We start from the raw sequence: 12531 nt of genomic DNA on the forward strand, positions 1-12531 counted from the left end.
TTAACCAATCCTCCAAAACAACACGCCGAGCCGCGTGAGGGCACCCTATGTCAGTTGCCTCGGGGCGAGTTATAGATAGCTCGTATCGTTGACCAGACGCACCGACGAGCCGCCGTCCGGGTAGAACTCGGCGATAGACAGCGACGCCAGGTCCAGATGCAGCCGGTAGAGCAGCGACGGCCCTACCCCGAGCGCGAGTTGCAGTAACGTCTTGATAGGTGTGACATGGCTCACCACAACAAGATTCGCGCCCGGATAGAGCGCGACGAGATCGCGCCGCGCCGCCTCGACCCGCTCGCGGACCTGGTCGAAGCTCTCCCCACCCGGGGCGGGCAGCGAGGGATCGCCGAGCCAGGCCGAGTGCAGTTGCGGATCGCGCTCGACGGCCTCGGCGAAGGTCAGCCCTTCCCAGTCGCCGAAATCGGTTTCGATGAGACCGTCGCAGACCTGCATCGGCACCCCGAGCGCGCTCGCCGCCGCCTCGGCGGTTTCCTGAGCGCGCCCGAGCGGCGAGGAGATCACCGCGGCGATATCGCCCTTGGCGGCCAGCATCTTCGCCGCCCGCGCCGCCTGCTCCCGGCCGAGTGCGGTGAGCGGCGGGTTACCGCGACCGGAGTAGCGGCGTTCGACCGAGAGCTCGGTTTGGCCGTGGCGCAGCAGCAGGAATCGAGTGGGGCGGCCACTCAGACCGGTCCAGCCGGGCGGTGGTTGCTTGGCGGTCACGAGCGGTTCGCGCGGGCTTTGCGATGCTGTCGCCGAACTTTCGCCGAGCGGCGAGGCTTCGCGGCCTTCTTCGGTCCGGACCGGCTGTTCGCGTTCGATGCCTGCCGCCGACCCCGCGCCGGAGCCGGCCGGGTCGCCGGCACCGCCGAGCGCGGTGGGCGCATGGCCGGCCTCGCGCGCGGTGCGCACCTCGTCGACCAGCCCGCCGTCGTCCATCGCGACATTGGCCAGCCGGTCGGCGTGCGCGTTCTCCGCGCGTGGAATCCAGTGGAAGCTCACCCGATCGAACCCGGCGACCAGGCGTTTGGCCCGGTCGGCCAGCGGGATCATGGCCGCGTGCTTGACCTTCCAGCGGCCCGACATCTGCTCGACCACCAGCTTGGAATCCATCCGCACCGTCACCTCGCGGGCGCCGAGTTCGGCGGCCGCTTCCAGGCCCGCGATCAGCCCGCGGTACTCGGCGACATTGTTGGTGGTGACGCCGAGGAATTCCATCCGTTCGGCGAGGATGCGGCTGTGGCCGGCGTCGAAGACGACGGCACCGTAGCCCGCGGGGCCGGGGTTGCCGCGCGAGCCGCCGTCGGCCTCGACGATCACCTCACGCACGGACACCACCGCCACCTCCTCGCTTCGATCTCACCGACCCGAACTCACAGCCCCGACTCTTTGGTCCGGACCATGATCGCGCCGCACTCCGGGCACCGCACCACGACCTCGGGAGCCGTTTTGGCGATGCGGGCGATCTCGCCGCGGTCGAGTTCGATCCGGCACGCTCCACAGCGGCGGGCCTGCAGCAGCGCGGCGCCGACGCCGTGCTGGGCGCGTTGCCGGTCGTAGATGGTCAGCAGCTCGTCGGGGAACGCCCCGACCAGTTCGGCGCGATCACGGTCGCAACGGTCCTGCGCGACGTTCAGGTCGGCCACGGCCTCGTCGCGGGCGCGCTTGGCGGTTTCCAGATCCTCGTCGGCCTTGCTCAGCCGGGCGCCGGCGTGGTCGTGGTCGGCGGCGGAGGCCTCCCGGCGTTCCATCACCTCGAGCAGATCGTCTTCGAGCACCGAGCGGCGCCGCTCCAGGCTGCCGAGTTCGTGCTGGAGCTCGGAGAGCTGCTTGGCGCCGACCGAACCGGAGGTCAGCATGGCGCGGTCGCGTTCCTCGCGCTTGCGCACGGCCTCGATCTCGCCTTCGAGTTTGCGGATATCGCGGTCCAGGTCGTCCAGCACGATCTCCACGGCCACCGCGGCGTCCTTGTGCGCATTGCGCTCGGCCTCGAGCCGGTCGACCTCCTGCTGCTCGGGCAGTACCGTGCGCCGGTGCGCGATACGGGTCAGCTCGGCGTCGACGGCGGCGAGCTTCAGCAGCTTGGCCTGGATCGGTGGTTCGACATTCAACGCGGACAAACTCCTGACAACGCTGTGGACGGATAGAAGCTCAACCGTACCGCGCCGACCAGCCGATACCCGCCACCCGTTGGGAACGGCCACGAACCGGGTGCCGCCGCGGGCGGTCACCGCCGGGCCAGTGCCGCGAACTGCACGCTCGCGCCGAGGAATCCGGCGACCCCGAGACCGACACACCACGCCACCGCGATACCCGCGTGGGCGTCCGCGCCGGTGCCGTCGAGCAGTCCGCGCACCGTCTCCACCACCGGGGTCGCCGGTTGGTGTTCGGCGAAGCCGCGCAGCCAGCCCGGCATGGTGGAGGTCTGCACGAACGCGCTGGAGATATAGGGGATGAACATGATCGCGTAGGTGAGCCCGCCCGCCGCCTCCGGATTCTTGGCGACCAGGCCGAGCGCGACCGCGATCCAGCACACCGCGGTGACGAACAGCGCGATCATCAGCGCCGCCGCCAGCCACCCCAGCGGACCGGCGTCGGGCCGATAGCCGAGCACCACGGCCACCGCCACCGCGATCCCGATCGCGACCATATTGCGCGCCACGCCCTCGGCGACGTGACCGGCCAGCACCGCCTGCCGGAACATCGGCAGCGTCCGGAACCGGTCGACGCTGCCGTTGGTCATATCGGTGGAGACGCCGGTGGCGGTGATGGAGGAGGCGAACCCAGCGCACAGCAGCATGATGCCGGGAACCACGTAGTCCAGGTACGGTCCGCCGACGTTGATCGCGCCGCCGAACACGTAGGTGAACAGCAGCATGATCAGGATCGGCATCAGCAGCGAGATGATCAGCGTGTCCCGGCTGCGCAGCGTCTTGCGCGCGCTGCGCTGGAACATGGTGGCCGTATCGGCGAGAACGTGCCCGATCACCGGCCCGCGGCCTCGATGACGTCGGCGGCCCGCGTACTCGCACCCTCGGTGATCAGGGTTTCGGCGAACGCACGCGCCCGGGCCGTGTGCCCGGGCGTGAGCACCGACCGCAGCTTCTCCTCGAGCGCCGCCGCGGTGAGCCGGGTGAATCGCAGATGCCCACCGACCCCGAGCCGCTCGACCTGCCCGCCCCACATGGGTTGTTCGAACGACACCGAGCACACCAGCGTCGGCAGCCCGGCGCGCAGACTTTCGAACAGCGTCCCGACACCGCCGTGGTGCACCGCCGCCGCACAGCGCGGGAAGACGACGTCGTGCGCGAACGGCCCGACGACCTTGACGTGCGCGCCGACCTGGGCGTCGACATCCAGATCGCTCCACCCGACGCTCACCAGCGCCCGCACCCCAAGCCGCGCCGAGACCTGCGACACCATCGCCAGCACCGAGGCCATATCGCGGATCGGCATGCTCCCGAAACCGAAGAACACCGGCGGATCGCCCGCCTCGACCCAGGCCAGTATGTCGTCGTGATCGCCGGCGAGCTCGCCCACGGCCGCGCGGGTCTGCTGGTCGAGGGTGAGGAAGCCGGTGAACGGCCTGCGCGCACCCCACTCCTGTGCCAGTCCTGGCACCAGCGCGGGATCGTAGATCTGGATCTCGGGCACCTTCGCCGCGGCCAGCACGGCGGCGGTGCTCGCATACGATTTCGGCAGGCCGAGGCGCCCGCGCAATTCGTTCAGGTAGCGCGCGAAGACCACCCGCCGCAGATTCTCGGCCAGCACCCAGGTGGCGCGATTGACCAGAGCGGGCGGATCCCAGTGCGGTGGCAGCGCGCCAGGGAACGGATACCGGCTGCTGTAGCGGCACGGGTAGTAGTGCACGCTCACCAGCGGTACATCCATCGCCTCGGCCACCGAACTCGCGCGGTCCTCGGTGACGGTGGTGGCGACGATCAGTTCCGCGTCCGCGCAGACGTCGATGACTTCCTGATTCATCTGCGCCGCATACCCGGCCATCTGGCGTCCCACCAGCTGCATCAAACGGAACGTGCTGCCCGCCGCCAGCGCCCGCTGCCCCTCGGGCGAACTGTAGAGCTGTTGAATGTCGGGACCGCAGGCACGGGCGGTGAGCCCGGCGTCGGTGACGAAGTCGACCAGATTCGGTGGGGCGCCGATCAGCACATCATGTCCGCGGCCTTCGAGTTCGCGCGCCAGCGCGACGATCGGCTGTACGTCGCCGCGGGTTCCCGTGAGCGGGATGGCAATCTTCACTCGCGCTTCTTTTCACTCGTGGTGCCTCGGTACAGTGACATTGTGCACATCGCGATGTTCATGGATTACCACCCGGCCACGCTCGGTGGTGTCCAGACCGCGGTCGATTCGCTCTGCCGGGGGCTGGAAAACGCAGGTCATCGCGTCACGCTGGTCGTCGCGCCGCTCGCGGGCGCGCGGGTCGAATCCGCCGCGAACGTGGTGGAGCTCGAAGCCGTTCCGGTCGCGGTGAACGGTTTCCCGATGGTGCTGCCGAGCAAGCGCAATGCCCGCCGCATCGATGACGCCTTCGCCGCCCGCGGCCCGGTCGACGTGGTGCACACCCACACCACCTACGGTGTCGCCATCGCCGGCATGAAAGCCGCACGGCGGCATCGCCTTCCGCTGGTGCACACCGCGCAGAGCCGTGACGACGCGTTCCTCGAGCGCACCTCCCCCGCGCCCTATCCGGCGGCACTGGCACTGCGCACGTTGCACGGACGCTTCGTGCCGCACCGTCATCACATGCCCCATCGCGCGGAAAGCCGTGCGGCGCGCCATGCCTGGTGGACCATCTCCGCGCAGGCCCAGGCCGCCGACCGGGTGATCGCGCCCACCAGGCATTTCGCCGATCTGCTCGTCGATCACGGCGTGACGCGGCCCCTGCGGGTGGTGTCCAACGGCGTCGACGACGCACTGGTCGACAGCCGCTCCGGAGCGGACTACTCCCATCCCGAATCCGGCCCGTTGCAGCTGATCTGGTGCGGCAGGCTGTCGGCGGAGAAGCGGCCACTCGAAGCGATCGACGCGGTGCGCGGCACGCCCGGCTGCACCCTGGACATCTACGGCGAGGGCGATCAACGCGACGCCGTTGCCGCCCGCATCGCAGAATACGGACTCGCCGATCGAATCCGGTTGCACGGCAGGGTCACTCAGCGCGAATGCCTGAACGCGATGGCGAAGTCCGACGCGCTGCTGTTTCCGTCCTCGGGTTTCGACACCCAGGGCATGGTGCTGCTGGAAGCCATCGCGGTGGGGCTGCCCGTCATCTACTGCGATCCCGATCTGGCCGAATCGGTGCCCGTCGGCGGCGGGGTGCGCACCGGCGATCCCTCGGCGAAGGGGATCGCCGAGACGCTGACCCGGCTGGCGGCCGATCGCGCCGCACTGGCCGAGATGCGCGCGGTGCAGTCCAAGCACAGCGACGGTGTGCGCCAATCGCGGCAGATCGGCGCGGTAACCGAGGTCTATCGCCAAGCGATCGAGGAGGTCGCGGCCGGCCCGGAACAGGCGATGCCGCGCAGTCTGACCGATATCCCCACCGCCCCCGGCGGCCTACCGCTCGTCGGGCACAGTCTGCGCGCGCTGCGTGACGCACCCGGATTCGTGACCTCGCTGTCGGAGCTCGGCCCGATCGTGCGGCTGCACTTCGGCCAGAAGACCGGCTACCTGCTCACCACCCCTGATCTGGTGCGTGAGGTCGGGTTGGGTGAGGCGGAGTTCAATCGCGAGGATCTGCGCGAGGCGATCAAGGACGTGGCCGGCGGATCGGTGAATGTGCTGCGCGGCGCCGAACACAAGCTGCGCCGCCGGATGATCGCGCCCGCCCTGCGGCAGAGCAGGCTGGCCGAATACACCAGGGCCGCAGCCGATATCGCCGAGGCGTGGTCGTCGAGCCTGCCGTCGGGCAGCACGGTGAACCTCATGGACGAGGCGCACGGGCTGGTGCTCGACACGGTGTCCTCCACCCTGTTCAAAGCCAGTTTCAGCGATTCGGCCCGCCGTGAGATCCGCGACAATGTGCCGTGGCTGCTCAGCCAGGTCATCATCCGCACCGCCATGCCGCCGCAGATCCGCAGGCTGCGGCTGATCGCGAACTGGCGGTGGGAACGCAAGTCCAGGCATCTGCGCGGCGCCATCGGCGACGTGATCGCCGAATACCGCCGCCGCGACGAAGATTTCAACGATGTGGTCTCGGCGCTGATCCGCCACCGCGACGACGAAACCGGCGCAACGCTGTCCGACGAGCACATCATCGACGAGGCGATCCTCATGCTGGCCGGTGGCGTCGGCTCGATGGCCTCGCTGGCCGGCTGGCTGTGGCATGAAGTGATGCGCAGACCCGAGGTCGCCGAACGGCTCTACCGCGAACTCGACGAGGTGGTCGGCTCCGGGCCGGTGCGCGCCGAGCACATCCATTCCTTGCCGTACCTGAAGCAGGTCGTGTCGGAGACGATTCGCTTCTGGGGTCCGTGGATCAGCGCCGCGACCGCCGACGGCGACGTCACCATCGGCGGCGTCACCATCCCGGACGGCACCGCCGTCATGTTCAGCCCGTACATGGTGCAGCACGACAAGCGCTACTACCCCAACCCCGAAGCCTTCGACCCCGACCGCTGGTCTCCCGCCCGCGCCGAGGAGATCGACAAGAAATCCAGCCTGTCGTTCGGCGTCGGCCGGCGCCGCTGCCTCGGCGACCACTTCGCCATGCTGGAGATCACCCTCGCCTCGGCCGCGTTCTTCGCCAGGTGGAAGCCCACGCCGGACCCGAATTACGTGGTGCGAGCGTCGAATCGGGATTTCGTGCTGTCGCCATCGGCATTGCCGGTGACGCTGACGCCGAGGTAGACGCCGCAAGCGATCCGGCCGCTCTCCACTGCCCTACGACTGTGCAGGTGCGCGACGGTCTGCGGGGGCCGGTTACGCGACGGATGGTGAGCGGATTGCCCGGTGGATGTCCGCGGTCGGTGCTGCGACGTCGGAAGCATGCGCCGCGTTGGCGATGTATCAGTCGCGCAGGGTCTCCACACCCGCCTGCGCGAACTTCTCGTCCAGATCGCCGCTGGGCGCACCAGCGACGCCGATGCCGGCGATCGGCGAGCCCTCAACCGCGACCGGGGCGCCGCCACCCAGGAACAACGTGCCCGGGATATCGGCCAGATGCGGTGCCGAATCGAGGCGCTCGGCCAGTGTCGAGGTCGGGGCGTTCCAGGAGACGGCGGTGTAGGCCTTCTTCTCGGCCGACTCGTAGGACTGCGGGCCTGCGCCATCGCCGCGCAGCATCACGATGGTGTTGCCGTTGCGATCCACCACGGCGACGCTGACGCGCTGATTCTCCCTGCGGGCGGCGTCGAGTGCCGCCTGCGCCGCCTCGGTGGCGGCGTCGATGGTGAGGTGGGCGCTGTGGGTGATGTTGCCCGCGGCGGTATTCACCGCGACGGGCGCCACCTGCGCCTGCTGCGGGGCATCGGCGTCGACGGAGACGATGCCGATCGTGCCCGCCGCGATGGCGGCTACGGCGGCGCCACCGATGGCGATCCGGGTGCGGGTGGCCAGAGTGCTACGCGAGTTCATGGGGGTCTCCTCGGCTCGGGTGAACGGCGGTCGCCATTCGGTTCACCATCAATCCTCGGCGTGGGCCAGGTGTTTGCCATCGGCTCCGCGGCTCGTCTCGCGCCGCTGTCCGGCCGATACCCGGGTCATCCGATCGGTTGACCCCGCCACCGCGACCCGCACGGCAGAATGAATGTGTTTGCCCAGTTCGACGCGATAGAGGAGGTGGCGATGCCGGCGGTGTCCACGACCGATCAGGGCGAGGAACGCGTGCTCGCCATCGTCATGCACGCGACGTTCTACGTGTTGCTGGGCGCCTCGCTGGCACGTTTCCTGATCCGTCATCCCGGTAGTCCACAGTCCGGCTGGGTGTTGGCGCTGTCCGGTCTGCTCGCGCTGTTGTACGTGGCCGGCGCGCCGGGTGGCCGGCGCGGGACCGTGTGGTTCGCCCTGCTCGTCGCCTGCTGGGCGGTGCTGGTGGTGCTGGCGCCGAGCTTCGCCTGGTGCGCGGTGCCGTTGCTGTACACCGGGTTTCGCATTCTGCCCGTGCGCGTCGCGGTCGGCCTGGTCCTGGTGCTCACCGGGCTGGTGGTGCTCACCCAAGTGCGGTTGGCGGGCTGGGGTGATCCGAATCTGTTGCTGGCCCCGCCCGCGGTAGCCGCGGTGACCACGGCGTTGTTCGTGCAGATGCGGCGCCAGACCGTGCGCCAGGCCGGCCTCATCGATGATCTGCTGCGCACCAGGCGGGAACTCGCGGCCACCGAACGCCGGGAAGGCACCCTGGCCGAACGGCAACGCCTCGCCATCGAGATTCACGACACCGTGGCGCAGGGGCTGTCGAGTCAGCGCATGCTGCTGCAGGCCGCCGATCGGATCTGGGACAGCGATCCCGCACGTGCGCGCTCCCATGTGCGCACCGCCGCGACCGTCGCCGAACGGAATCTCGCCGAAGCCCGCCGCTTCGTGCACGATCTCGCGCCCGCCGATCTCGCCGCGACCGGTTCCCTGGATGCCGCCCTGCGTGCCCTGGCCGAGCGGGAGAACTCCGCGGATCTCGAGGTGCGCTACGTCATCGACGGCGCACCCGTGGCGCTGCCCGGCCGGATCGAAGCCACCGTGCTGCGCATCGCCCAGGGCGCGCTGGCCAATATCCGCGAGCACGCCGCCGCCCGCACCGCCATCCTGACCCTCACCTATCTCGACGATCAGCTGTTGCTCGACATCGCCGACGACGGCCGCGGATTCGACCCCGCCGCCGCGGACGGTTCCGCCCACGATCGCGGCTACGGACTGCCCGCGATCCGGGCCCGCCTCCAGCAGCTCGGCGGCACCCTGACCATCGAGTCCGCGCCCGGTGAAGGCACCGTACTGACGGCCGCGATCCCCCTGGAGCGTCCATGACGAATCCGACTGTCCGCCTGCTGATCTGCGATGATCACGTCGTCGTCCGAGCCGGGCTGCGGGCACTGCTGGACAGCGCGCCCGATATCGAGGTCATCGGGGAGGCGGGCAGCGGCGCCGAGGTGGTGACGCTGGCCGGCGCGCTACACCCCGACGTGGTGTTGATGGATCTCCAGCTCGGCGGGGAGTTCGACGGCGTGGAAGCCACCCGCCGGATCAGCGCGCTGCCCGAGCCCCGCCCGCACGTGCTGGTCCTCACCACCTTCGACACCGACGCCGACATCACCCGAGCCATCGCCGCGGGCGCCACCGGCTATCTGCTCAAAGCCGAGCCGCCGGAGGAACTCTTCGCCGCCATCCACACCGCCGCCGCCGGGCGCACCGCTCTGTCCGCGCCGGTGGCAGGCCGGGTCATGGCCCGCATGCGCGACCCGCGCCCCGGGCTCACCACCCGCGAAACCGACATCCTCGCCCAGCTCGCGCACGGCCTCGGCAACCGGGAAATCGCCAAGGCCCTGCACATCAGCGAAGCGACGGTCAAGACCCACCTCGGCCGCATCTACGCCAAACTCGGCGTGGACACGAGAGCGGCCGCGGTGGCCGTCGCCAAGGAACAGCGCCTACTCGGCTGACACCGCTCCCACGATCGTCACGCTGCGACGGTGTGCTGGATGGTGACGTTGCCGAAGGAGTTGCGCGCGTACACCCGCAGCACGTCCTCGTCCCGGACGGTCTTGTCGATCGGCTCCATCAGGTTCTGCACGGTGCCACACAGTGCGCGGGTCTCCAGCCGGGCGGCGACACCGGGTCGGATGCCGATGTCGAGGCTGCCCAAGGAGGTTTCCAGCCGCAGCACACCGTGCGATGCCTCACCGATCCTGATGTTGCCCAGATCGGTTGCCGCCGTGACCGATCCGCGCGGGCGCTCGACGATGATGTCACCGGCGGACACCTTCACATCGCATTCACCGAGGTCACCGGCACCCAGCACGCGGCCGGCCGCGGCGGTGGCGGCGAGCCGTGAACCGGCGGGCACCTCGATGGCGACCTGGATCGAGGGGCACCCGCGGAACCGGGTGAAGTCGCGCCAGCCGCGCGACTGCTGCTTCACCGTCAACTTCCCGGCGACGACATCCACCCGGATCTGCTCGGCTGCGCGTACGTCATCTTTGTCGGCCGGATCCGTCGGCCGGATCTGCACGACGGTATCGGTGCGCTCCGACGCGGTGACGGTGATATCGCCGCAGGCCACGTCGATGTCGACGGCGATGGGCTCGGGAGTCTGGAAGCTAGGCATGGGTTCTCCTCGGGTCGGTTCACCCCGGATGCGTTATATGTAGATGTATACGTATAACGACCGGCTGAGGTCGACTATACGTAGATGTATACGTACACGCAAGGCTCTCTGTGGATCACGGTCGCGCGGATTTCGTTCTCCGGTGCGACAGCTACCCCGGGTCCCCAGCCCGCAGGGTGAGCGCCCAGCCTGATCAGGAGAAACCCGCTGGCCTCCGGCCGGGCTCGGAAGGCATGATGCGCTCATGCGGCGAACATTCGAGGAGCTCGTGGCCGAGGCAGCGGCCGCGCCGGTGGCGGGCTGGGATTTCTCCTGGCTGGATGGTCGGGCGACCGAGCAGCGCCCGAGCTGGGGCTACCAGCGGCTGATGAGCGCGCGCCTCGCGCAGGCCGCCGCGGCGCTGGACATCCAGACCGGCGGCGGCGAGGTGCTGGCGGGAGCCGCGACCCTGCCGCCGGTCATGGCCGCCACCGAATCCTGGCCGCCCAATGTCGCCAAAGCCACCGCACTGCTCCGCCCGCGCGGCGTGGTCGTCGTCGCCGATCCCGACGAACCGCCACTCCCGTTCGCCGACGCCGCCTTCGACCTGGTCACCAGCCGCCATCCCGCCACCGTGTGGTGGACCGAGATCGCCCGCGTGCTCGAACCCGGCGGCACTTACTTCGCTCAGCACGTCGGCCCAGCGAGCGTGTTCGAACTCGTCGAATACTTCCTCGGACCGCAGCCGGAATCCGTGCGGCGCAGACGTCATCCCGATGCGGAACGCGCCGACGCCGAAGCCGCAGGCCTGCACGTGGTCGACCTGCGCTTCGAACGGCTTCGCATGGAGTTCTTCGATATCGGCGCCGTGGTCTATTTCCTGCGCAAGGTGATCTGGATGGTGCCGGGCTTCACCGTCGACGAATACCGCGATCGCCTGCGGCAGCTGCACGAGCAGATCGACACCGAAGGCCCCTTCATCGCGCACTCCACCAGATTCCTCATCGAAGCCCGCAAGGTGTGAGCGTGGAGTTTCGCGCGGCAGCCGGCCCGATCGTCGACGACGTCCGGGAGGCGGTGCTCGCCATCGCCCCGGGGACCGTCGCCTCCTACTCCGATATCGGCCGGGCGATCGGTGCCCACCCACGGCAGGTCGGGCGGGCGATGAGCCTGCTCGACGACGGCGTGCCGTGGTGGCGGGTCGTCCATGCGGACGGCACACCGGCCTCCTGCCACGGCGGCACCGCACCGGAACTGCTCGTCCGCGAGGGCATCCCGATGCGCGGAGCGCGCGTGGACATGGTTCGGGCGCGAGCCGCACATCCGCGGTGAAGCGCCGGCCTCACGATGCCGAGGATCTGAGAGACCCATGGGTCACCAGGATGTGGAACCTGCCGGCCACGGTGGTGTCGAGCACATTGACCGGACCGCTCGATTGGCCGGATGCCACCGTCGTGCCCGGCGATGCCGTCGACATCGTGGCGCGGCTCAAAGAAGAATCCGATGTGCCGTTGCGCTCGCACGGCAGCCTGTCGATGAACCGTGCCTTGATGGCCGCCGGTCTCGTCGACCGCCTCCAGGTGACGATCTTCCCCGTGATCACCGGCCGGACCGGCGACGACTCCGTCTTCGACGGCGCCGACGACTTCGACCTCGAGCTGATCGAATCCCGCACCCTGGACGGCAACATCCAGGAACTCATCTACCACCCGACCCCGCACCGCTGACGCCGTGCACCGGCCCGGCGTTACGCTCGGTGGGTGAGCAGCGCCCCGGCAACACCGAGCTTCACGCAGCGGATTCGCTATGTCTGCGGCGCAACGCTGCCCGCGTCGATGCGCGACTGGGTGATCGATGACCTCACCGGGCCCGGGGCCGCGCGCCGGTACCTGACGCGCATCCTGGTGCCGATCATCGTGCCGTTGTGCCTGTTTCTGCTGATCCCCGGTCCGCTGTGGATGGGATTGGCGATGATGGCGCTGTTGTACCTGCCGCTGATCTATTTCACGGTCGCGTTGATGTATGTGTACCGGCGGCATCGGCTGGCCAAGCATGGCCTCGACCCGGCGCTGGCCGATGCTCGTGAACGCCAGAAGGGCGCCGCCGAACGCGAGGAGTACGAACGCCGGCACGGGCGGATGTGACGCCGATGCGCATCGTCGACGACGTGCTGGCCATCGCCCGGGGCGGCGTCGCCTCCTACGGCGATATCGGGCCGGACGATCGGCGCTCACCCGCGGCAGGTCGGACGGGCGATGAGCCTGCTCGATGACGGCGTGCCG

Annotated in this window: 13 protein-coding genes and 1 pseudogene; 8 read left to right on the plus strand and 6 right to left on the minus strand. The window is 69.3% G+C overall.

Features of this window, described 5'->3' with window-relative positions; translation table 11 throughout:
* Window positions 1–69: 69 nt before the first annotated feature.
* The 4 genes from AC5W7N_RS24040 to AC5W7N_RS24055 all read right to left on the minus strand — a co-directional run bounded on the left by AC5W7N_RS24040 (window position 70) and on the right by AC5W7N_RS24055 (window position 4260).
* Window positions 70–1329, minus strand: coding sequence for a bifunctional RNase H/acid phosphatase (locus tag AC5W7N_RS24040; RefSeq protein ID WP_175585912.1), 1260 nt, complete (start codon window positions 1327–1329; stop codon window positions 70–72).
* 44 nt (window positions 1330–1373) lie between these two features.
* On the minus strand, window positions 1374–2111 hold the full coding sequence (locus AC5W7N_RS24045; protein ID WP_163814174.1) for a zinc ribbon domain-containing protein: 738 nt from the start codon (window positions 2109–2111) through the stop codon (window positions 1374–1376).
* 116 nt (window positions 2112–2227) lie between these two features.
* Window positions 2228–2989 carry an ABC transporter permease gene (locus AC5W7N_RS24050; protein ID WP_495922226.1) on the minus strand — a complete coding sequence of 254 codons (762 nt, stop codon included), beginning with the start codon at window positions 2987–2989 and terminating at the stop codon, window positions 2228–2230.
* On the minus strand, window positions 2986–4260 hold the full coding sequence (locus AC5W7N_RS24055) for a glycosyltransferase (RefSeq protein ID WP_194991571.1): 1275 nt from the start codon (window positions 4258–4260) through the stop codon (window positions 2986–2988). The genes AC5W7N_RS24050 and AC5W7N_RS24055 overlap by 4 nt, the downstream gene beginning before the upstream one ends.
* A gap of 42 nt (window positions 4261–4302) precedes the next feature.
* On the opposite strand from AC5W7N_RS24055, the gene AC5W7N_RS24060 reads away from it, so the two are divergent.
* Window positions 4303–6867 carry a cytochrome P450 gene (locus AC5W7N_RS24060; RefSeq protein ID WP_194991570.1) on the plus strand — a complete coding sequence of 855 codons (2565 nt, stop codon included), beginning with the start codon at window positions 4303–4305 and terminating at the stop codon, window positions 6865–6867.
* A gap of 159 nt (window positions 6868–7026) precedes the next feature.
* Here the strand turns inward: AC5W7N_RS24060 and AC5W7N_RS24065 are convergent, their stop codons facing one another.
* Entirely contained in the window at window positions 7027–7593 is a 567-nt protein-coding gene (locus AC5W7N_RS24065) for a GlcG/HbpS family heme-binding protein (RefSeq protein ID WP_194991569.1), read from the minus strand.
* 210 nt (window positions 7594–7803) lie between these two features.
* Here AC5W7N_RS24065 and AC5W7N_RS24070 point away from each other — a divergent pair, with 210 nt between their 5' ends.
* Both AC5W7N_RS24070 and AC5W7N_RS24075 read left to right on the plus strand, forming a co-directional pair.
* Window positions 7804–8973 carry a sensor histidine kinase gene (locus AC5W7N_RS24070; RefSeq protein WP_495922228.1) on the plus strand — a complete coding sequence of 390 codons (1170 nt, stop codon included), beginning with the start codon at window positions 7804–7806 and terminating at the stop codon, window positions 8971–8973.
* Window positions 8970–9605 (plus strand): response regulator, encoded by a 636-nt coding sequence (locus AC5W7N_RS24075; RefSeq protein WP_163814168.1) that lies wholly within the window; start codon window positions 8970–8972, stop codon window positions 9603–9605. The genes AC5W7N_RS24070 and AC5W7N_RS24075 overlap by 4 nt, the downstream gene beginning before the upstream one ends.
* 17 nt (window positions 9606–9622) lie before the next feature.
* Here the strand turns inward: AC5W7N_RS24075 and AC5W7N_RS24080 are convergent, their stop codons facing one another.
* On the minus strand, window positions 9623–10270 hold the full coding sequence (locus AC5W7N_RS24080; protein ID WP_495922230.1) for a DUF4097 family beta strand repeat-containing protein: 648 nt from the start codon (window positions 10268–10270) through the stop codon (window positions 9623–9625).
* A gap of 244 nt (window positions 10271–10514) precedes the next feature.
* On the opposite strand from AC5W7N_RS24080, the gene AC5W7N_RS24085 reads away from it, so the two are divergent.
* From AC5W7N_RS24085 to AC5W7N_RS24105, 5 genes and pseudogenes are all read left to right on the plus strand, one after another.
* A complete protein-coding gene (locus tag AC5W7N_RS24085; RefSeq protein WP_495922232.1) occupies window positions 10515–11273 on the plus strand; it encodes a class I SAM-dependent methyltransferase in 759 nt (252 codons plus the stop codon).
* A gap of 2 nt (window positions 11274–11275) precedes the next feature.
* On the plus strand, window positions 11276–11581 hold the full coding sequence (locus AC5W7N_RS24090) for an MGMT family protein (protein ID WP_280499777.1): 306 nt from the start codon (window positions 11276–11278) through the stop codon (window positions 11579–11581).
* A 26-nt stretch (window positions 11582–11607) separates the two neighbouring features.
* Window positions 11608–11976, plus strand: a pseudogene (locus AC5W7N_RS24095) (dihydrofolate reductase family protein); the annotation flags it as partial.
* A gap of 108 nt (window positions 11977–12084) precedes the next feature.
* Window positions 12085–12393, plus strand: a complete 309-nt coding sequence (locus AC5W7N_RS24100) for a DUF5313 family protein (protein ID WP_495924194.1) — start codon at window positions 12085–12087, stop codon at window positions 12391–12393.
* 5 nt (window positions 12394–12398) lie between these two features.
* Entirely contained in the window at window positions 12399–12521 is a 123-nt protein-coding gene (locus AC5W7N_RS24105) for a hypothetical protein (protein WP_267465955.1), read from the plus strand.
* Window positions 12522–12531: the final 10 nt, after the last annotated feature.

The organism is Nocardia sp. CDC519 (genome assembly GCF_059509835.1).